Origin of the sequence: Nocardia sp. NPDC049707 (genome assembly GCF_040674855.1) — a bacterium.
GTDB lineage: Bacteria > Actinomycetota > Actinomycetes > Mycobacteriales > Mycobacteriaceae > Nocardia.
On the sequence record NZ_JBFANN010000051.1, the window covers coordinates 1 to 19834 of the forward strand.

Genomic DNA, 19834 nt, shown 5'->3' on the forward strand with positions numbered 1-19834 from the left:
GTCGAGACTCGCGCCTGCGGCGCATGCGCTTCGACGACTCGGACGCGAGACGGGCCGCGAACGGGTCGCTCGTAAGACTCGCTCCGCGGTGGTCGTTGAAGGCAGGACGTTCGGCACCTGAAGTTGCACGCACCAGGCGGTCGAGCCTTGTCGCATGCGCTTTCGATGACTCGGACCCGAGACGGGCCGCGAACGGGTCGCTCGTAAGACTCGCTCCGCGGTGGTCACGGATGGTGGGCTGTTCGGCACCTGATGTACGCGTATCGGCACTCCAGCCTTGTCACATGCGCTTCGACGACTCGGACGCGAGACGGGCCGCGAACGGATCGCTCCGTCGGGGTTGCTTCAGCGTCGGGGAGTTCGCGACTCCGGGTATAGGTCGTCGTCGGTGAGCAGCGCACTCCCCGCGACCTGGTCTTGAGCCAGTGCCTCGAGGAATGCCCGCGCCCAGCGGTCCACATCGTGCGCGAGCACTTGGCGGCGCAGCGCGCGCATTCGGCGGCGGCGCGTATCGCGGTCGTCCTCCAAGGCGGAGACCACGGCATCCTTCACGCTGTTCAGGTCGTGCGGGTTGCACAGATACGCCTGGCGCAATTCGGCTGCGGCGCCGGTGAATTCGCTCAATACCAAGGCTCCGTTGAGGCCACTGTGACAGGCGACGTACTCCTTGGCGACCAGGTTCATCCCGTCGCGCAGCGGCGTCACCAGCATGACGTCGGCGGCCACGAAGAAGGCGATGAGTTCGTCACGCGCGATCGGGCGGTGCAGATAGTGCACGACCGGATAACCGACCCTGGCGAATTCACCGTTGATCCGGCCGACCTGACGTTCGATATCGCCGCGCATCTGGATATAGCTCTCCACCCGCTCCCGGCTTGGGGTGGCCAGCTGCACCATGACGGTATCGGTCGGATCCAGCCTGCCCTCCAGCAGCAACTCCTCCAGCGCGGCCAGCCGGATATCGATGCCCTTGGTGTAGTCCAAGCGGTCGACACCGAGCAGGATATTTTTCGGATTCCCGAGTTCGGCACGGATCTTCGCGGCCCGTTCGCGGACCGAGCGACGGCGCGAATGTTCATCCAGTTCGGCCGAGGCGATCGAAATCGGGAACGCACCGACCCGGACCGTGCGGAAGCCCACCTGCACCACGCCGAGCTTGGACCGCACCCCGACGGTGCCACGCGAGGTGGGCTGGCCGGCCAGCCTGCGGGCCAGAAAGAGGAAGTTCTGCGCACCGCCCGGCAGATGGAAGCCGATCAGGTCAGCGCCGAGCAGACCCTCGATGATCTCGGTCCGCCACGGCATCTGCATGAACAGCTCAACCGGCGGAAACGGAATATGCAGGAAGAATCCGATGGTGAGATCGGGCCGCAGCATTCGCAGCATCTTCGGCACCAATTGCAGTTGGTAGTCCTGCACCCAGACGGTCGCGTTCTCGGCGGCGACCTTCGCGGTGGCCTCGGCGAAGCGCCGGTTCACCGTGACATAGGCGGCCCACCAGGCCCGATCGTAGACCGGGCGCACGATCACATCGTGGTACAGCGGCCATAGTGTGCCGTTGGAGAAGCCCTCGTAGTAATCGGCGACCTCCGCCGCGGACAGCTGCACCGGATGCAGTTCAAGGCCGTCCTCGATGATCGGATCGATATCGACATCGGGAACGCCGGCCCAGCCGACCCACGCCCCCTTGTTATTGCGGAGCACCGGCTCCAGCGCGGTCACCAGACCACCCGGACTGCGCTTCCATCGGGTGGTGCCGTCGGGCCGTCGCTCCAGGTCGACCGGCAGCCGGTTGGCCACGACAACGAAGCCGGAGCCTGCCCCGTTCAGGTCGGCGAGGGCGGAGGGGACCACCGCGGTTTCGGATTCGGATGGGGGCTCTGAAAAGGCGGGTTCGAAGTCCTCGGACGGCTGTTGGGTCATCTGGTCCACTCACGCATCCTTTGCGCGTCGCTGTTAGGCGTTTGAAGTTGTGAGATAGTCGACGGCCTCGTTGACGTCGAGGTGAGGTGGCTACTCGCCCCGCGCGTTAGGCCCGATGCCCAGCATCGACAGCAGCATCCGGCATTCGTCCGCATCCTCCGCGTAGGCCGCGACGACGCGCTGCGCCTGACGCGCGGTCTCGTCGGCGAGTGGTTCCAGATCGTCGTCCGCGATGTCGTTCGCGCTGCTCTTCGCGGCCATCTTCTTGTCCTCCCGGCTCAGTACGCTCGTACGTGCGAATAGTCAATGGTATCTGGCCACCGTGGCGGTGTGCCGCACCCGGATACCGGTGACCTCGGACACGTTCGGCGGCATACCCTTCGCATGTTCGCCGAAACCGACGCCCTATACCGTGGGAACGCAGCACCAACTCCACGAAAGGGTCGATATGCCGCTGGCCACGGTGAACGGAATTTCACTCAACTACCAGGTCAAGGGCGACCGAACCAAGGGCACAGAAGCAAAGGGCGCGGGTCCGCTTGTCGTCATGATCATGGGCACCGGCAGTCCAGGCCGGGTCTGGGAGTTGCATCAGGTCCCTGCACTGGTCAAGGCGGGATATCGGGTATGCACCTTCGACAATCGGGGCATCAAGCCGTCCTATGAAGCGGCCGACGGTATGACCATCGATCAGCTGGTCGGCGATACCGCCGGACTCATCGAACTGCTCGATGAGGGCCCCGCACTGGTGGTCGGCACCTCGATGGGCGCGCGGGTGGCGCAGGAACTCGCGCTGGCGCGTCCGGAGCTGGTGCGCAAGGCCGTATTCATGGCCGGGCACGGCCGCCTCGACCAGTTCCAGAAGACGCTCTCGCTCGGCGAGCACGAACTCGACGCCAGCGGAGTCAGCTTGCCCACGAAGTACGAGGCGGCCGTGACCGCGGTGATGAATATGTCGCCCGCGACCATGGCCGATCCGAACGCCGCCCGCGACTGGCTCGACCTGTTCGAATTCACCGGCGGTCCGGTCACGCCCGGGATCCGCGCCCAGCGCCGGATGGATCACGATTTCGACCGAGTCCAGGCCTACCGCGGCATCAAGGTGCCGTCCCTGGCCATCGGATTCGCCGACGATCGGATGATTCCGCCGTATCTGTCCAGGGAGGTTGCCGAGGTCATTCCCGGTGCGCGCTACCTGGAAGTTCCTGATGCGGGGCACTACGGCTATCTCGAGCGCCCGGAAGCGGTGAACAAGATCCTGCTCGATTTCTTCGCGGCTTGAGGTAACTGCCAACGCGTAACGTCTGCCTTGCTAGGGTCGAAACAACGCTCGGGGAGCTTCCAGCGCTCGAACAGCGTTGGATGAGCCAAGGGCTATCCCGTACATGCGCCAGTATCCAGTGAGGTGAAATTGAGCACCAACCCCTTCGATGACGAAGACGGTCGCTTCTTCGTTCTGGTCAACGATGAGGAACAGCATTCGCTGTGGCCGGCCTTTGCGGAGGTTCCGGCCGGATGGCGAGTCGTTTTCGGCGAGGACAGCCGCGCCGCATGCGTGGAGTACGTCGAGAAGAACTGGACCGATATGCGTCCGAAGAGCCTGCGTGACGCCATGGCCGCCGATGATGCGGCCCGTCAGGGCGCCCAGTCCTGACCCGGTATCCGATACTGCGCCGGGCTCAGTACTGAACCGTCACTGCGTGACACCGTCAAGCCGGTGTCACGCAGCTGGCGTGTCCGGTTATGATTGGCACCGTTTTGTAAAGTAAGACCCCGTCCGCCTCCTTAGCTCAGTGGTAGAGCACTCGCCTTGTAAGCGAAAGGTCGTCAGTTCAATCCTGACAGGGGGCTCCAGCCGAGCACGTCGGTCACCGCGCGCCCGCCCACGCGACAGAGGCCCTGCCGTTTGTGTAAGCGAAAGGTCGTCAGTTCAATCCTGACAGAGGGCTCCAGCCGAGCACGTCGGTCACCGCGCGCCCGCCCACGCGACAGAGGCCCTGCCGTTTTCGTAAGCGAAAGGCCGTCAGTTCAATCCTGACAGAGGGCTCCAGCCGAGCGCGTCGGTCACCGCGCGCTCGCCCACGCGACAGAGGCCCTGCCGTTTTCGTAAGCGAAAGGCCGTCAGTTCAATCCTGACAGCGGGCTCCAGCCGAGCACAGCAGCTACAGCGCGCTCACCCACGCCCCAGACGCTCTCGTACAACCTTCCCGCGCAACAACACTAACCAAACCGCACCGACAGCAGGGCCGCCAGCGAATGCACCGCTGGCGGCCCTCCTGCTGGAACACTTCCGCTCAGTGCGGGGGCGTGTACTGCCAGACGAGACCGTGGTCGCCGGTCATCTTCGGGTTGCACCACATCGTCCGGCCGTCGGCGTCCTGGGCCGTCGTACCCTGGACATCGCACGGCTGCCCCGGGCCCGGCGGCTGCGCGCGGGCCGTGCCAACTGGGAGCAGAACAACGGCTACTGCCAACGCCGCTGCTGCGGCTGTGGAATATCGAGCGCCCATATCGAACAACCTCCCTGGCCGAGAGACTGCGTTAACGGGTTTCGGACTCCCCTAGCCTAGAAGCAAATTGACCGTTACGCATTTTTCTGTTGCGTCCACCGGCGTAGAAGAGATCTCGACAACATTGCGTCAGGAACAACGGAGCGAGGCGTGGGGCCGGATCCGCTCTGCGCTGCGCATCCGATGCATGCGCACCCGATCAAAGGATGTGCGAACACAGTCGACTACCGGCCGAGATCCACCCAGGGGGACGATCGCGCCCTGCTTATAGCATCGTGCACCGCTACCGGTGCACCGGATCAGATCGGCGTGACCTGGGAAATCAGCCAGTTGTCGTCGCTCTTGTCCAGGGTGACCCGGACCCGGCTGCCGGTGGAAGTGCCCTGCGGCGATTCCTGGCTGGTGGTGACCTGGTTGAGGAAAATCAGGACAACAGCATGCGAGCGATCGGCCGACACCACGCCGCGAGCTTCGGTCGTCGCCCTGACGCTGAGCTGTTTTTCCTTGGCGCCCGGCGCAATGGCCTGCTTGATCAGTTTCAGGTAGTCATCGCGGAAGCTCGCCGAGAGCCGATCGGCTGCCTTCGGCAGCTCGGTGTCCACGGTCTTGTAGTCATAGGTGAACATCGCCGATACGGTGCGGTCCGCCGCGTCCACCGCTTCGGTGCGTGACTGCTCCGATCGCCGATCGTCCCAGTACCGGAATCCGTTGATACCGGCCACAATTCCCGCGACAACCACGATTGCGGCCGTGACGAGCAGCAGGATCTTGCCTCGTAGTCCACTCATCCCACGAACTCCACGTTGGACGCGGACAGCCCGGAACCGTTGCGGGTCACGGTGACCCGGAACCGGTAGAACCGCGTCTGCGGCTCGGCCTGACCCGCGTTGGTCAGTGTCTGTTTGGCGGCGACCAGGATCTTCGCCGAGTCCTCGCTGTCGCTCTCGACCGCGGCCTCCACGACCTCGCCGTTGGAGACGACCTTGGCCTCCTTGACGATATTGAGGAACGGGTCGACCCGGCCATCGAATTCGGTCTTGAACTGGCCGGAAGCGACCGAAAGGATGCGGTCGATGTCTTCCTTGGCGGAATCGGCCCTGATGGTGGTGAGGTTGAGGATCGCCTGCCGTGCGGTCTGGGTGTACTCAGCGCGGCGGGCATCGCGGTCGTCGACCGACTTCATCGCCATGACCGACCAGCCCGCGCCGACCACTGCGGCGATGGCGACGAGTGCGAGCGCAGCCGCAGCGAGGATGCGTCCCCGGCCTGCCTTCGGGTTCTCGGCCGGCCCGGAATCACCTGGTTCGTCAGCGTCCTGTACGGTTTGCGTCCCCGATTTGCCGAGGTACACCAGGCTGCCCTCGCCAGGCGTCGGCTCGGCGGCCCGCACCGTCGAGGCGGTGACAGCAGTAGGCGCGAGTTCGGGTCCGGTCCCGGCGGCCGGTGCCGCGACACGAGCCGAGAATGCCTTCGCCACTTCGGGAGTCGCGCCTGTCGCAGCCGCGGACTCGGTCTCCTCGACCGGAGGGCCCGCCGAACGCACCGCGCGTCGCCGCCCGCGGTGAGTATCTTCGTTGATCTCACTCATCGTTGCTGCTCCTCAAGCATTGCCTGCCAGCTCGACGGTACCGTGCCCGATCCGCCCGACCCGACATCGCCTTGCCGGTAGGTGCGTCCGTCCGTGCCGATGTACACGCCGGTAGCGGGGTCGTAGGACCTGGCGGCCGCCGGCGTGCCGCCACCGTAACTCGCGGGGGCGACCGGCACCGCCGCTGGCGCGTCGGACGCACCGGCGGGAGCCACCGGCCGCGGCCGACCGAACGCGGGATTGTCGCCCTCCGGCACGTACCCGGCACGGCACAATTCCGGAGTCGGAGCGCGCACGCCTGGCACCTCCATACACGGGGTGTTGCGGATGCCGCGCACCGCGACAGGTGAATCCTGCGGCACCTTGCAGTACAGGCCGGGCGGAGTGTCGATGGAGTCCAGCTCACTGGGCGAGCGACGCTGATCCGGCGGCAGGAAACCGGTAGTACAAGCGGGCGGATCGTTGATAACGGTCATGAAGTCGACCAGCACGCCATATTCCAGCGGTCCGCGGATGATGGTCTCCAGTGCCGCGATCAGCGGTGGGAGAACCACCAGGAGTTGTTCCAGCCCAGGGTGATACGTGACACCGACCTGTCCGACACTGACCAGATTGCGCAATACGATCGGCAGCGTGGGTCGCAGATCGTTGAACTGCGCGCTGGCCCGCTGCAGCGCGGCGGGACCATTGCGCAGCACGCTGCGCAATGCGGGATCGTGCGCGCGCAGTTGGTCGGTCACCGTCGCCAGATCGCGTGTCCACGAACGGATCGCCGCGTCGGACTGTGTTTGGGTGTCCAGCAACGGCCCGATCTGATCCAGCAGCTTCTTGGTCGGTTCCGCGCTGTTCTGCGCCTCCTGCACCAGCAGGGACGCTGAATCGATGAATCGCTGCAGATCCGGGCCCGCACCGTTGAAGGCCCGGAATGCCTCGTCGATCACTTGCCGCAACCGGGTGTCGGCGACGCTGGACAGCAGCCGGTCGGTCTGGTCGAGCAGCGATCCCACATCCTGTGGCAGCTTGGTGCGCTCCACCGAAATCACCGAGCCATCAGCCAGATTTCCGCCTTTGGGCTGCTCGACGGGCACCAGATCGACATACTGCTCACCGATCGCGGAAACGCTGCGGACCAAGGCATTGACATCGGCCGGAATCTTGTAGTCGCTCGCGATGGACAGTTTCGCCTCGACACCGTCCTTGGTGAGCCGAACTTCTTTGACCACACCGACATTCGTGCCGCGATACGCGACGTTCGCCGTCTCGTAGAGGCCACCGGTCGCGTCGAGTTGGACGATCACGTTGTAACGTCCGATGCCGAACATCGCGGGCAGCTTGACGTACATACCGCCCATCACCACCAGGCCGATCACCGTGAGTACGGCGAAGATCGACAGCTGGGTGCGGACGAATCGGGTGAGCGTCATCGTGCCGGACCCCCTTGTGGCGCAGTGGCTCCCGGCAATGGCACGGTCAGTCCTGGAATGGCGGGCAGCCCTGGGATCGCCGGCAGGCCAGGGATCGTCGGGGTGGGCTGGGCCGGAGCGGGCTGCGATTGCAGTGGCCCGGTCGCCGGATCCTCGTTCTGGGTAGCCGTAGCGGGCGCGAACCCGCCGAGCACACCTTCGACGCCGCCGAACCTACCGCCGAGCGGTGTCCCGGTGAGCCAGTTGGTGTCCAGCCGTTTCGCGGTCATATCGATGGTGATGTACAGGTTGAGGTAGTCGCCCTTGATCGCGTTGTCGATGTTCTTCATCGGGAACGGGAACGTGGGCAAGATCTTGAGCGCCTCGATGAGGTTGTTGCCGGTATCGGCGAGCGTCTGCACCACCGGCGCGAGGCTGCGCAAATTCGACTTCAGGTTCTCACCGCTCGCGGCGACGATCCGCTGGGTGACGTCGCTCAGTTCGCCGAGCGCGGTGATCGCATGGGTGATGTTCGCGGTGCGATCGGCGAGCACGGTGAGCGCGGGATGGATCTGCTCGATGGCGGTGGCCAGCATCTCGCGTTGCTGGACGAGTTGGCCGCCGAGGCGATCCAATCCGCTCATGGCCCTGATGATGTCGTTGCGCTGCGCGTCGAGTCTGGTGGTGAGTTCGGCCAGTTGCGGCAGCAGATCACGGACGTCGTTCTCGCGACCGTGCAACGCGGAATTGAGTTCGCGCGTGATCGTCTCCAACTGGGCGATCCCACCGCCGTTGAGCACCACCGAGAGCGACGAAAGCACCTGCTCGGTGGTCGGGTAGACCCCGGCGCGGTCCAGCGGAATGAGATCCCCCGCGCGCAGTTGCCCCTGCGGCGCGACATCGGTCGGCGGGGCCAGCTCGAGGTGATTGCTGCCGAGCAAGCTGGTCTGACCGATCTTCGCGACCGCATTGGTTGGGAGCTTCACCTCGGGATCGAGCGAAACGGTGACCAGCGCGTGCCAGCCCTCCACCTCGATCTTGGTCACCGTCCCGACCGTCACATCATCGACGCGAACCGGTGAATTCCTGTTCAGCGTAGTGACATTCGGCATCTGGATACGTACTTCATAGGAGCCTTTCCCGGTCCCCGCGGTGCCCGGCAGCGGCAGCGAATTCAGGCCGTCCCACTGGCAGCCGGATGCACCGAGCGTCACCGCGATGCCAACGGCGAGAGCACCTATGCTGCGCATCGAACGCGCTCGCATCATCGTCCTCCTCCCGGAATAGCCAGTCCCTCTAGCCCGTTCGGCACGGTCACCGCCGCCTGCTGCGGCGCTGCGGACGACGGCGCCCGCTCCGCCAGGCTGGGTGGGCTGTACACCAACTGGTTCGGGAACGCGGTCACGCTGGAGGCCGGATTCAGCAGGATCGGCGCGTAATTCATGGCCAGCGAGCTGATCACGGGTGCGAGATACTGGGCGCACAGATCGGCGGAGCGGGCGGAATCATTGTCCTCCAGCGCTCGGATCGATCCGCACAGGAAGCTGAGCGGATCAGCCGTGTTGTTCAGTGCCACCGCGCCGTTGACCGTGCCGGTCGCGGGCTTGTAGATCTGATAGAAGTTCACCAGTGCTGTCGGTCCCGAGTGCAGCACCCGCTCCAGTTCCGGCCGCTTGTCCACCAGTATCTGCGTCACGTCGGCCAGCCGCTGCACGCCCTCGGTGAGTTCGGCGCCGCTGCCCTCCAGGAATCGCTTCACGTCCGCCAGCGCCGAGTCCAGATTGTCCAGTCCGGCACCGAGATCCGTGGAGACGCCGGCCAGCACCGAGGACACCGAGGCGAGCCTGCCGCCGAATTGCACGATCTGTTCGTTGCTCGACGACAGCACCTCGACGAACTTCTGTAGATTCCGGATTGTGCCGAAAAGGTCGGTGCGGCCGTCGGACAGCGTGTTCAAGGTCGCCGACAGCTCCCGCAGCGTGTCACGCAGCTTCTGACCGTTGCCATCCAAATTATCGGCGGCAGTGTTGACGAAGCGCCCGAACGACCCCTGCGTGTCGCTACCCACGGGGCCGAGAGTCGTTGCCAGCTTGGACAACTCGGCCTTGATGTCGTCCCACTCGACGGGCACCGCGGTGCGATCGAGCCCGATCTCCGCGCCGTCGCGCAGCTTCGGTCCACCGTTGTAGGCAGGTGCGAGTTGAATGAACCTGGCCGCCACCAACGATGGCGAAAGGATCACCGCGCGTGCGTCGGCGGGTATGTCGACGCCACGATCGATGGTTACCCGCACCTTCACCCGGTCACGGCCGGGCTCGATCGCATCGATGCGGCCGACCTTGACGCCGAGCACCCGCACATCGTCGCCCACGTACAAACCCGTCGTGGCGGGGAAGTACGCGGTGATCGTGGTCTTCCCGATCCGGCTGATACCGGTGTACACACCGGCCAGCACCAGGGCGGCGACCAGCACTCCCGCGACAACCAGCACCCAGCGCGGCAGCTTCCGAACTTTGGTCAGCAGGCTCATCGTGGCGGCTCCTGGACTGCGGGCCCGATCGACGGTCCCGGGTTCGTGAAGAGATTGCGCAGGTCATCCGGGAGATGTTGCGGCCACACCAGGGCGTCCACGAGCGGCTGCAGTTCGGCGCTCGACGCGTTCACCACGTAGGCGTTGAACCAGGGACCGCTGCCGACCTGTTCACCGAGCGCCGCCGAGTACGGTCCGAGTCCATCGAGTGCTTCACTGATGTTCTGCTTGTTCCGCTGCAGCAGCGCGAGCACCGAATTCAACTTGTCCAGTGCCGGTTTCAATTGCGCCTCGTTATCAGCGACAAGTCCGGACAGCTGTTGGGACACACCGTTCACGTACACGATCAGCTGCGCGATCGCGCCACGACGCCGATCCAGCTCACCGAGCAGGTCATTGCCGTCCAGGAGCAGTGCATTGATCTGGTTGCTGCGGTCGGCGACGATCTTCGTGACGTTCTGCGCACGGGTCAGCAGCTCCGACAACGCCTGATCGCGGGCATTGATGCTGCGCGACAACGCGGTCACGCCGTCCAATGCGGAACGCAGCGGCGCGGGGGTATCGGCGAAGGTCGCCGATAGTGCGTCGAGGGTCTTGTCGACCTGATCCATATCCAGCCCCTGCACCGTGCGACCGAGATCGCCGAGCGCGTCGTTGAGCGAATACGGAGAGGTGGTGCGTTCCAACGGAATCGTGTCATCGGCACGCAACGCTCCGGAACCTTCCGGCGTCACCTCGAGCGACTTGCGGCCGAGCACCGTATTCGTCTTGATCGCCGCAGAGGTCTTCTGTCCCAACACGATCGACTCGTCGAGGCTGAACCGGACGAGCACCTTGGCCCCGTCCAGATGGACATCCTCCACCCGACCCGAGCGCACCCCGGCGACCTGCACGTGGTCGCCGGGCACCAAACCACCCGCGTCGGCGAAGTACGCCGTGAAGGTGGCGCCACCGCGAATGAACGGCAGCCGGTCGAATTGCAGTGCCGACAGTGCCACCGCGACCCCGACGACAATGCCGACGATACCGATGGTGATGGCTGGTGATCGCTTCTCGTTCATTTATTCGGCGCACACCTTCCGGTCGTCTGCTCACCGGGCAGGTTGACCTGCATCACCTTGCCGTCGGGGCCATCTACGAGCATGTTCGTGCCGCAGATGTAGAGCTGCAGGAACGACCCGTAGGCGCCGATGCGGATCAGCTGCCGGTAGGTGGCGGGCAGGCGTTCGAGCACCCACTGCACGGTGTCGGAGCCATCGTCGAGATTGGTGGCGAGCCGCCCGGTCTGCTCGATGGTGGCACGCAGGTCGGGGCGCGCCTGACCGAGCAGCTCGGTGAGATCACGGCTGGCTCCGGCGATGCGGGGCAGTGCGTCACCGATCGGGTCCCGCTCGGCGGCCAAACCACTGACCAGGCGCTGCAATTCGTCGATCGTGGTGGCGAATTGGTCACCGCGCTGGTCGATGGTCTGCAACACCGTATTCAGATTGTTGATCACGCTGCCGATCAACTCGTCGCGGTCGGCGAGGGTCTTGGCGAACGAGCCGCCGCTGTTCAGCAGTTGCACCAGCGTGCCGCCCTGGCTCTGGAAGATCTGCAGCAAAGCATTGGTCAGATCGTTGACCTGCCCGGGATCGAGGCCACGGATCAGCGGCTTGAAGCCACCGAGCAGCATGTCCAGGTCCAGCGCGGGCGCGGTCTGCTCCTTGCCGATGGTGCCGCCGTCGGGGAGCACCTTCGTCGAGCCGGGCCCTTCGAGTAGTTCCAAATACCGGTCGCCAACCAGGTTTTCGTACTTGATCGTCGCGCGGGTGCTCGAGAGCACCCGGTACTTGCGGTCGACATCGAAGGTGACGTGGGCCAGATGGTCCTTACCCACCTTGACCGAGGTGACCGAGCCGACGGGCACACCGGCGATGCGCACCTTCGAGCCGGGCAGCATCCCCGACGAGCTGGTGAACACCGCGTGGTACCCGTACTCCCGCGCGAAACGCATTTGGCTGAACACGATCGCGAGCCCGGCGAAGACCAGGGTCATCACCACGGTGAAGATGGCCAACTTGATTGTTGTTCCATTGTTTTTCACGGCTTGGCCACCCCCGGTAGCCCGGCGAACAGCAGCTGGAACACCTTGGGCGCCTCGTTGAATTGCGGCGATCCCGTGTGTGGCTGGTACACCGTGCCCTCACTGGTATCGGTGACGACATAGTCGGCGTGGCTGCCGGGCACGCGGTTCGCGACGCCGTCACAGTGCGGTCCGCCGGTGGCATTCACCTTCGGCAGATCATCCGGATAGGTATAGGGCTTGGCACCGAACATGAAGTTGGTGTTCATCCCGACGCCGGGCTTGATGCCACCGAACATGGCCTCGGCTGTCGGCATCAGCGGCGCGATGCCATTGATGACGCAGCCGAGCGCCGGCGCGTACTCCCACAGCAGACGGGTCGTCGGCTGCAACAGATCCAGCGCGGTGGCGAGCTGATTCTCGTTCTCCCGCAATACCGAACCGGTGGTATCGGCCAAGCCGATGAGGTTCACGAGCACCTCGTCCAGGCTGCTCTTCTCGTCGACGAAGGTATTGCTCGTCGTAATGAGGTTGTCGACGGTGCGCAGGAGGTCCGGGACGGTGTCGGCGTAGAGGTTGGTGACATCGGCCGTCTTGGTCAGGTCTTGTTGCAGGGTCGGCAGATATGGGTTGATGTCCTTCAAATACGCATCGCTGCGCGACAGCAGCTCACCCAGCTTCTGCCCCCGGCCCTCCAGCGCGGTGCCGAGCGCGGTCATCGTCGCGTTCAGTTTCTCCGGCTCGATCTTGCCGAGCAGATCCGACAGATGCTGGAACAAGGTGTTGAACTCGACGGTCACCGCGGCGGCGGTCACGGTCGCGCCGGGCTTCAGCGAAGTCGACGAGGGCTCCTGCGGCACGGTGAAGTTGATGTACTTCGCACCGAATACCGTGGTGGAGCGGATGTCGACGCCCGCATTCGACGGAACCAGTTTCAACAGTTCGGGATCCAGCGCGAGCTTCAGCCGCGCACCCGCACCGGTCTGGTCGATCGCCGCAACCTTGCCGATCTCCACCCCACGCATCTTCACCTTGGCGTCCGGGTCGAGGACGAGACCGCTACGCGGTGCGTCGACTGTGACCGTGACCGTTTTGGTGAAGCCACCGGCGAACATGATCATTGCGACGGCAGCGATGGCGACCAGGGTGAGCACCATCGCGGCGCCCGCCAGTTTCAGGCCGAGCCCACCGCGCATGGCTGCTGCCAGGCCGTGTTCTGCTTGCTTCGATTGCGCCATACCGCTTTACCCGGAGAGATGGAAGTTGCCGGAGGTGCCGTAGATGGCCAGCGAGATCAGCAGGGTCACCGTGACCACCGCGACCAGTGAGGCCCGCACCGCATTGCCGACCGCGATCCCCACACCGACCGGCCCGCCCGCGGCGTTGTAGCCGTAGTAGGTGTGAATCATCATGACCGCCAAGGCCATGAGGATCGCCTGGGCAAAAGACCAGAGGATGTCGCTCGGGATCAGGAAGGTGGAGAAGTAGTGGTCGTAGACGCCCGCCGACTGCCCGTAGATGACCACGGTGGCGAATCGGCTGGCGACGAACGAACAGATCACCGCGAGCGCGTACAGCGGCACGATCGCGATCATGCCCGCGAGCACCCGGGTACCGACCAGATACGGCATCGGCCGGATCGCCATGGACTCCAGCGCATCGATCTCCTCGGCCACCCGCATGGCGCCCAGCTGCGCGGTCGAACCCGCGCCGATGGTTGCCGCCAAACCGATTCCGGAGATCACCGGTGCCGCGATGCGCACATTGATGAATGCCGAGAAGAAGCCCGTCAGCGCCTCGACACCGATGTTGCCGAGCGAACTGTAACCCTGCACCGCGATGGTGCCGCCGGTGAACAGCGTGAGAAATCCGACGATGACCACGGTGCCGCCGATCACCGCCAAAGCGCCTGTGCCCATGCTGATTTCGGCGATCAAACGAATGGTCTCGGTCCGATAGTGCAGCAGTGCGCGTGGGACGGAACCTATTGTCTGCCCATAGAACACCGCATGTTTACCAACCGAATCGAGCGAGTTCGAAAAACGACGCGCTCGCCGCACGGTACGCGGGAAGCGGGATTGGATTACGAATGCCATCGCCTCACCGCACCGCGAACTTGATACCGACGGCGGTGACCACGACATTCACCACGAAAAGGGCCATAAAGGCGAAGACAACGGTCTGATTCACCGCATCACCGACACTCTTGGGACCACCTTTGACATTCAGGCCGAGATAACAGGCGACCAGTCCGGCGATCAGCCCGAACAAACCGGCCTTCACTTCGGAAATGACCAGCTCGGGCAGACGGGTGAGCAACGTGATGCCATTGACGAAGGCGCCCGGATTCACATCCTGCAGCAGCACCGAGAACAGGAAGCCGCCGATGATGCCGACGGTGCACACCAGGCCGTTCAACAGCAATGCCACGAACATCGAGGCCAGCACCCGCGGCACCACCAGTCGGTGTACCGGGTCGATGCCGAGCACGCGCATCGCATCGATCTCTTCGCGAATGGTTCGCGCGCCGAGATCCGCGCAGATCGCGGTGGCGCCTGCGCCCGCCACGATCAGTACGGTGACAATCGGCCCGACCTGGGTGACCGAACCGAATGCCGCGGCGGCGCCGCTGAGATCTGCGGCGCCGATTTCGCGTAACAGGATGTTGAGCGTGAAGCAGACCAGCACGGTGAAGGGAATCGCCACCAGCAGCGTCGGAACGATCGAAACGCGTGCGATGAACCAGCCCTGATCAATGAACTCGCGTCCTTGGAATGGTCGTCGAATGCTGGCCCGCGCGACGTCGGCAACGAGTTCGAAGAATCCGCCGACTGCCCGCAATGGCACAGCAAGGACCTCGTTCATGCACGATCCTCCTTGCTCATCCTGCTGATTCCGCACATCGCACGATGGCCCGCCTTGGCCACATCGCCGCAACGATTAGAACACGTTCACATTGCTATAGGAAGCTTTTTGGCACATTTGAGCTGCCATTCTTCTCAAATTCGGCCCATGAATTTGTAACAGGTGTCATTTGAGCGTGGCCTAACCCTTGTGGGGTGTCACACACGTTGACTCCCATGTCTACCAAGCGCCGCATCGGCGATCAACAACAACTGGTCAAGTGATCAGCTGGTATCCGATGGCACCCGCCATCACAGAGCAGCCCGAATCGCTCCGAGCGACCCTCGAACCGTGTCAGCTATCGAGATCTATCAACGAGGACGCTGAAAACGTACGCCCCGACGGCCGCTGCGCGAAGTAACCACCGAGCGTGGCGGCGAGATCATTTACCGACCAGTGATCATCGGCGGCGTCGAAGCGCTGCTCGACCACGGGCGCGGCCATCAGGGCGACCATCGGTCCGTACACCACGAACAGTTGACCGTTGACCGCATCGGCGGCGGGCGAGGCGAGATATGCGACCAAGCGGGCCACATGATCCGGCGAAAGCGGATCGACGCCGCCGTCCGGCGCCGCGCTGAAGACCGCCTCGGTCATCGCGGTGCGCGCCCGCGGCGCAATAGCGTTGGCGCGCACGCCGAATCGGGACAGCGCACGCGCGGCCGACAGCGTCAGCGCGGTGATACCGGCCTTGGCCGCGCCATAGTTGGCCTGCCCCTCCGGACCCAGCAGACCCGCCTCGGAAGAGGTATTCACGAGCCGGCCGTAGATCGGCGCGCCCGCGGCCTTGGACTTGGCCCGCCAGTAGGCGCCCGCGTTGCGGGTCAAGAGGAAATGGCCGCGCAGATGCACGGCGATCACCGCATCGAAGTCCTCGTCGGACATGTTGAACAGCATTCGGTCGCGGGTGATGCCCGCATTGTTCACCACGATGTCGACGCCGCCGAACGCCTCATCGGCGGTGCTGATCAGCGCGTCGGCAGTCGCACGCTCGGCGATGCTGCCCGCGACGAACTCGGCCTTGGCGCCGAGCGCACGGATATCGGCGAGGGTTTCGGCCACCGCATCGGATTCCGTCAGGTCGTTGACCACCACCGACGCGCCCGCCCCAGCCAAGGCCAGCGCCTCGGCCCGTCCCAGTCCGGCGCCGCCACCGGTAACGATGGCCACCCGCCCCGCAAGGCCCACACCCGTGTTGTCTACATCACTCACGCGGCCGACTCTAGAACGTGTTCTTACCTACGGCAAGCACGGGTCACTGCAATTTCAGCGCCGCCTTCGGACACTGGGCGACCGCATCCTCGACATCCGCGAGCCGATCCTCGGGCACGTCGGCCGCCACGATGTGCAGCACATCCTCGTCATCGAGTTCAAACACGTCGGGAGCGATTCCGACACAGATTCCATTGGCTTCGCACTGATCCAGATCGACCGTGACCTTCATAGGAACTCCTTAAACGCGACTCTGGTCGAAGCGTAACAACACCAGGTCGTATCGGGTACCGCCGTTGTGCGGATTAAGCAGCAATACTGGAACATGTTTCAGTCCATATGCAATGATCGGTTGACCGACATAGAACCAGGGGCTCCGCTATATACACCCCGCCGACTCCGCGAGCTCCGTCGGCTGACCATCCCCGAGAGGTATTGCCATGCGCATTGCGTACACGCCGCAGCAAGAAAAGCTCCGCGCGGAACTGCGTGACTACTTCGCGCGGCTGATCACCCCGGAGCGCCGATCCGCGCTGAGCGCGACCACCGGCGAGTACGGCCACGGCAACGTCTACCGCGAGGTGGTCCAGGAAATGGGCCGCGACGGCTGGCTCACCCTGGCCTGGCCCAAGGAGTTCGGCGGCCAGGACCGCTCGACCATGGACCAGCTGATCTTCACCGATGAGGCGGCCATCGCCGGCGCGCCGGTGCCGTTCCTCACCATCAACTCGGTGGCGCCGACGATCATGCATTACGGCAGCGAGGAGCAGAAGAAGTTCTTCCTGCCCAAGATCGCCGCGGGCGAACTGCACTTCTCCATCGGCTATTCGGAACCGAGCGCGGGCACCGACCTGGCCAGCCTGCGTACCACCGCCGTGCGCGATGGCGACGACTACGTGATCAACGGCCAGAAGATGTGGACCAGCCTGATCGCGTACGCCGACTACGTCTGGCTCGCGGTGCGCACCGATTCGAATGCCAAGAAGCACAAGGGCATCAGCATGCTCATCGTGCCGACCACTGCCGAGGGCTTCTCCTGGACTCCGGTGCACACCATGGCCGGACCGGATACCAGCGCCACCTACTACCAGGACGTTCGGGTGCCGACGAGTTCGCTCGTCGGCCAGGAGAACGGCGGCTGGGCGCTGATCACCAACCAGCTCAACCACGAGCGCGTCGCACTGACCTCGGCCGGACCGCTCATGGTCGCGCTGAACCAGACCACCGAATGGGCACGCGATACCAAGGCGGGCGACGGTTCCCGGGTCATCGATCAGGAATGGGTGCGGCTCAATCTGGCCAAGGTACAGGCCAAGGTCGAATATCTGAAGCTGCTGAACTGGGAGATCGCCAGCCGGGCCGATGCGGGCGGCGATGCCGCGCCACGGCCGTGGGATGCCTCGACCTGCAAGGTCTACGGCACCGAGCTGGCCACCGAGGCCTATCGATTGCTGATGGAGATCCTCGGCCCGCAGGCCTATCTGCGTCAGGACTCGCCCGGCGCCGAGTTGCGTGGGCGGTTGGAGCGGTTCCACCGCGCCGCACTGATCCTCACTTTCGGTGGCGGCACCAACGAGGTCCAACGCGACATCATCGCCATGACCGCACTGAAGCAGCCGGCCTCGGCGCGCTGAACCTATGGCGGTGTTCCCGGGGCCCTGCGTGGTCACGCAAGCCGATCGTTTCGAGCGACCTGCAAGCAGTCGCTACGGCTACGCCGCCGGGCCCGTCGCTCACACCGCAGAAAGCAGGTAGATCACCATGGATTTCACTCCCACCGAGGCCCAGCTCGACCTGACCCGCCTGACCGCCGAGGTCTGCGCCAAATTGGTCACCGCGGACCGGATCCGCGAACTCGATGCCGAGGGCCGCTTCGACGAATCGCTGTGGCAATCCCTTGCCGAGACCGGTGTATTGGCCGCCGCACTGCCGGCAGCGGTGGACGGCGGCGATTTCGGCGCACTCGAGCAGAGCGCCGTACTACGTGAACTCGGCAAGCATGTCGCGGCGGTGCCGTACCTGTGGTCGATCGTCGTCGCTGCGGGTGCGCTGGCGCACTTCGGCTCGGCGGCGCAACAGGAGTGGGCCCGGCGGGCTGGTGCGGGCGATGTCATTCTCACGGCCGGGCTCGCCGAGGAGCACAACTGGGAGCCGACCAAGCCGACCACCGTGGCGCACGAAGCCGATGGCTGGCGACTCACCGGCGCGAAGACCACCGTGCCCTACGCCGATCGTGCGGCCCGAATCCTGGTCTCGGCCACGGTTTCCGGAGCTCCCGCCCTCTTCCTGGTCGACCCCACCGATGCGTCGGTCACGGTGACCGCGCAGCGCGTCGTCGACTTCAGCGCCGAGTTCGGCGTCGAATTCCATGACACCCCCGCCGAATTGGTCGCGACGGTGGCCGAGGGCGCCGAAATCCTGGACTGGATGCTGACCCGCGCCTGGCTCGGCCTGAGCGCACAACAGCTCGGCACCCTGGAGCGCGCACTCGAGCTGGTCGCCGACTATGCCAGGGAGCGTGAACAATTCGGTAAGGCCGTCGGCAGCTTCCAGGCCGTAGCCCAGCGCCTGGCCGACGCCTATATCGACGTCCAGGGCCTGCGACTGGCCGTCACCCAGGCGGCATGGCGGGTCTCGGAGGACCTGGCGAGCGCCGAAGCGGTACACACCGCCAAGTTCTGGGCGGCCGATGCGGGACATCGCGTGGCGCACACCGTGGTTCACGTACACGGCGGCGTCGGAATCGACCGCGACCACATCGTGCACAACTACTTCACCGCCGCGAAACACAATGAATTCGCACTGGGCACCGCGACCGATCACCTGCGAGCCATCGGCTCGCTCCTCGCGGACACTCCTGCCTGATCCAGGATTACCGCACCATATCGGCCCGCCGGTCCTGCCACCGGCGGGCCGATCGACGTGCCGACACAACCCGTATGATCAGCCCGTTCGCACTAGTACTACGCAATACACGTATTACAGACACGGCTGCCCGTACCGCGGTCGCCGGATATCGACTCCTGGCACGTGATGCCGCCCGGTATCGCGGCTATCTTCCCATCATGGGACTGATCACACCCACGCCATGACCACGGCCGCTGGTTGATCTCCGCCTTGGTGGCAAGCATTGCACACCAAGGCGATTCGCAACCCACTTCGACGCCGCGCTGCAATCGTTCGCCGCGCCAGCCTGATTCAGCGCTTGGCCGAGCTATCACGCCCAGCTAGGGCAACTGCCGTCCGCACGCACGGGCACGACGTAAGCCGAATCCCCAGCATCGATCTCACTGGCAGAATCCCCGCGCCCGAATGGAACCGTTCGTCCGATCCATGCGTCAAGTACATTAGACGAACGATCAGCGAGGGAGGGGCTGTCGATGGACGTGGGGCATTCGACTGTGAACGCGCTACACCAACAGGCCGTGGCGGGAGCTAGCGCAAATGGGGGTTCGATGCAGATTCCAGAGAAGACAACGCTGTCCGCGTCAACGGCCAGCGGTTACCGCGAGGTGCGATGATGTCCGGAGGACACTACAACCACTACGACGACCCCGACGAATTCTGGGACGAAGAGCCCCTTCAACTGAAGCCCAAAACCTCTCCCGCGGTATCGACTCCACACCATCCCTCGAGCGCGCCTCCTTCATTGAGTCCGGCTCCGCCGGCAACGCCCGCTCGTCCCGTCACCCCACATCG

18 protein-coding genes and 2 tRNA genes are annotated in these 19834 nt (G+C 64.6%); 6 read left to right on the forward strand and 14 right to left on the reverse strand.

What is annotated here, in order from left to right; translation table 11 throughout:
- Window positions 1-345 precede the first annotated feature (345 nt).
- Entirely contained in the window at window positions 346-1923 is a 1578-nt protein-coding gene (locus AB0J29_RS31540; protein ID WP_364794202.1) for a trehalose-6-phosphate synthase, read from the reverse strand.
- Window positions 1924-2013: 90 nt separating this feature from the next.
- Entirely contained in the window at window positions 2014-2184 is a 171-nt protein-coding gene (locus tag AB0J29_RS31545) for a hypothetical protein (RefSeq protein ID WP_364381710.1), read from the reverse strand.
- A 187-nt stretch (window positions 2185-2371) separates the two neighbouring features.
- Between AB0J29_RS31545 and AB0J29_RS31550 the strand changes: the two genes are divergently transcribed.
- The 4 genes from AB0J29_RS31550 to AB0J29_RS31565 all read left to right on the forward strand — a co-directional run bounded on the left by AB0J29_RS31550 (window position 2372) and on the right by AB0J29_RS31565 (window position 4071).
- Window positions 2372-3205, forward strand: coding sequence for an alpha/beta hydrolase (locus AB0J29_RS31550; RefSeq protein WP_364794205.1), 834 nt, complete (start codon window positions 2372-2374; stop codon window positions 3203-3205).
- A gap of 129 nt (window positions 3206-3334) precedes the next feature.
- The gene (locus AB0J29_RS31555; protein ID WP_011207082.1) at window positions 3335-3577 is read left to right on the forward strand and encodes an MbtH family protein; all 243 of its coding nucleotides are present in this window, start codon (window positions 3335-3337) and stop codon (window positions 3575-3577) included.
- Window positions 3578-3702: 125 nt separating this feature from the next.
- Window positions 3703-3777: transfer RNA gene (locus AB0J29_RS31560), tRNA-Thr, on the forward strand.
- 196 nt (window positions 3778-3973) lie between these two features.
- Window positions 3974-4071, forward strand: a tRNA-OTHER gene (locus AB0J29_RS31565).
- A gap of 661 nt (window positions 4072-4732) precedes the next feature.
- Here AB0J29_RS31565 and AB0J29_RS31570 read toward each other — a convergent pair.
- From AB0J29_RS31570 to AB0J29_RS31625, 12 genes are all read right to left on the reverse strand, one after another.
- The gene (locus tag AB0J29_RS31570; protein WP_364794116.1) at window positions 4733-5221 is read right to left on the reverse strand and encodes a h domain protein; all 489 of its coding nucleotides are present in this window, start codon (window positions 5219-5221) and stop codon (window positions 4733-4735) included.
- Window positions 5218-6021, reverse strand: a complete 804-nt coding sequence (locus AB0J29_RS31575) for a hypothetical protein (RefSeq protein ID WP_364794118.1) — start codon at window positions 6019-6021, stop codon at window positions 5218-5220. The genes AB0J29_RS31570 and AB0J29_RS31575 overlap by 4 nt, the downstream gene beginning before the upstream one ends.
- A complete protein-coding gene (locus tag AB0J29_RS31580; RefSeq protein WP_364794120.1) occupies window positions 6018-7445 on the reverse strand; it encodes an MlaD family protein in 1428 nt (475 codons plus the stop codon). Before AB0J29_RS31580 ends, AB0J29_RS31575 begins: the two co-directional genes overlap by 4 nt.
- A complete protein-coding gene (locus AB0J29_RS31585; RefSeq protein WP_364794122.1) occupies window positions 7442-8692 on the reverse strand; it encodes an MCE family protein in 1251 nt (416 codons plus the stop codon). The genes AB0J29_RS31580 and AB0J29_RS31585 overlap by 4 nt, the downstream gene beginning before the upstream one ends.
- Window positions 8689-9954: an MCE family protein gene (locus AB0J29_RS31590; protein ID WP_364794124.1), complete on the reverse strand. Its 1266-nt coding sequence runs from the start codon at window positions 9952-9954 to the stop codon at window positions 8689-8691. Before AB0J29_RS31590 ends, AB0J29_RS31585 begins: the two co-directional genes overlap by 4 nt.
- Window positions 9951-11015 carry an MCE family protein gene (locus AB0J29_RS31595; RefSeq protein WP_364794127.1) on the reverse strand — a complete coding sequence of 355 codons (1065 nt, stop codon included), beginning with the start codon at window positions 11013-11015 and terminating at the stop codon, window positions 9951-9953. Before AB0J29_RS31595 ends, AB0J29_RS31590 begins: the two co-directional genes overlap by 4 nt.
- A complete protein-coding gene (locus AB0J29_RS31600; protein WP_364794129.1) occupies window positions 11012-12040 on the reverse strand; it encodes an MCE family protein in 1029 nt (342 codons plus the stop codon). The genes AB0J29_RS31595 and AB0J29_RS31600 overlap by 4 nt, the downstream gene beginning before the upstream one ends.
- A complete protein-coding gene (locus AB0J29_RS31605) occupies window positions 12037-13215 on the reverse strand; it encodes an MCE family protein (protein WP_364794207.1) in 1179 nt (392 codons plus the stop codon). Before AB0J29_RS31605 ends, AB0J29_RS31600 begins: the two co-directional genes overlap by 4 nt.
- Window positions 13216-13263: 48 nt before the next feature.
- Complete coding sequence (locus tag AB0J29_RS31610) at window positions 13264-14115, reverse strand: ABC transporter permease (protein ID WP_364794131.1); 852 nt, start codon at window positions 14113-14115, stop codon at window positions 13264-13266.
- Between the two features lie 4 nt (window positions 14116-14119).
- Window positions 14120-14884: an ABC transporter permease gene (locus tag AB0J29_RS31615; RefSeq protein ID WP_364794133.1), complete on the reverse strand. Its 765-nt coding sequence runs from the start codon at window positions 14882-14884 to the stop codon at window positions 14120-14122.
- Between the two features lie 333 nt (window positions 14885-15217).
- A complete protein-coding gene (locus AB0J29_RS31620; protein WP_364794135.1) occupies window positions 15218-16135 on the reverse strand; it encodes a 3-oxoacyl-ACP reductase in 918 nt (305 codons plus the stop codon).
- A 43-nt stretch (window positions 16136-16178) separates the two neighbouring features.
- Complete coding sequence (locus tag AB0J29_RS31625) at window positions 16179-16367, reverse strand: ferredoxin (RefSeq protein ID WP_364794137.1); 189 nt, start codon at window positions 16365-16367, stop codon at window positions 16179-16181.
- A 208-nt stretch (window positions 16368-16575) separates the two neighbouring features.
- Between AB0J29_RS31625 and AB0J29_RS31630 the strand changes: the two genes are divergently transcribed.
- Both AB0J29_RS31630 and AB0J29_RS31635 read left to right on the forward strand, forming a co-directional pair.
- Entirely contained in the window at window positions 16576-17769 is a 1194-nt protein-coding gene (locus AB0J29_RS31630) for an acyl-CoA dehydrogenase family protein (protein ID WP_364794139.1), read from the forward strand.
- A gap of 127 nt (window positions 17770-17896) precedes the next feature.
- Window positions 17897-19000 carry an acyl-CoA dehydrogenase family protein gene (locus AB0J29_RS31635; RefSeq protein WP_364794141.1) on the forward strand — a complete coding sequence of 368 codons (1104 nt, stop codon included), beginning with the start codon at window positions 17897-17899 and terminating at the stop codon, window positions 18998-19000.
- The last annotated feature ends 834 nt before the right edge of the window (window positions 19001-19834 follow it).

What these genes read in the sequence shown, in the direction of transcription:
- AB0J29_RS31540 (WP_364794202.1), bottom strand. Translation starts at nt 1,923, where the DNA reads ATGACCCAACAGCCGTCCGAGGACTTCGAACCCGCCTTTTCAGAGCCC.
- AB0J29_RS31545 (WP_364381710.1), bottom strand. Translation starts at nt 2,184, where the DNA reads ATGGCCGCGAAGAGCAGCGCGAACGACATCGCGGACGACGATCTGGAA.
- AB0J29_RS31550 (WP_364794205.1), top strand. Translation starts at nt 2,372, where the DNA reads ATGCCGCTGGCCACGGTGAACGGAATTTCACTCAACTACCAGGTCAAG.
- AB0J29_RS31570 (WP_364794116.1), bottom strand. Translation starts at nt 5,221, where the DNA reads ATGAGTGGACTACGAGGCAAGATCCTGCTGCTCGTCACGGCCGCAATC.
- AB0J29_RS31575 (WP_364794118.1), bottom strand. Translation starts at nt 6,021, where the DNA reads ATGAGTGAGATCAACGAAGATACTCACCGCGGGCGGCGACGCGCGGTG.
- AB0J29_RS31580 (WP_364794120.1), bottom strand. Translation starts at nt 7,445, where the DNA reads ATGACGCTCACCCGATTCGTCCGCACCCAGCTGTCGATCTTCGCCGTA.
- AB0J29_RS31585 (WP_364794122.1), bottom strand. Translation starts at nt 8,692, where the DNA reads ATGATGCGAGCGCGTTCGATGCGCAGCATAGGTGCTCTCGCCGTTGGC.
- AB0J29_RS31590 (WP_364794124.1), bottom strand. Translation starts at nt 9,954, where the DNA reads ATGAGCCTGCTGACCAAAGTTCGGAAGCTGCCGCGCTGGGTGCTGGTT.
- AB0J29_RS31595 (WP_364794127.1), bottom strand. Translation starts at nt 11,015, where the DNA reads ATGAACGAGAAGCGATCACCAGCCATCACCATCGGTATCGTCGGCATT.
- AB0J29_RS31605 (WP_364794207.1), bottom strand. Translation starts at nt 13,215, where the DNA reads ATGCGCGGTGGGCTCGGCCTGAAACTGGCGGGCGCCGCGATGGTGCTC.
- AB0J29_RS31610 (WP_364794131.1), bottom strand. Translation starts at nt 14,115, where the DNA reads ATGGCATTCGTAATCCAATCCCGCTTCCCGCGTACCGTGCGGCGAGCG.
- AB0J29_RS31615 (WP_364794133.1), bottom strand. Translation starts at nt 14,884, where the DNA reads ATGAACGAGGTCCTTGCTGTGCCATTGCGGGCAGTCGGCGGATTCTTC.
- AB0J29_RS31625 (WP_364794137.1), bottom strand. Translation starts at nt 16,367, where the DNA reads ATGAAGGTCACGGTCGATCTGGATCAGTGCGAAGCCAATGGAATCTGT.
- AB0J29_RS31630 (WP_364794139.1), top strand. Translation starts at nt 16,576, where the DNA reads ATGCGCATTGCGTACACGCCGCAGCAAGAAAAGCTCCGCGCGGAACTG.
- AB0J29_RS31635 (WP_364794141.1), top strand. Translation starts at nt 17,897, where the DNA reads ATGGATTTCACTCCCACCGAGGCCCAGCTCGACCTGACCCGCCTGACC.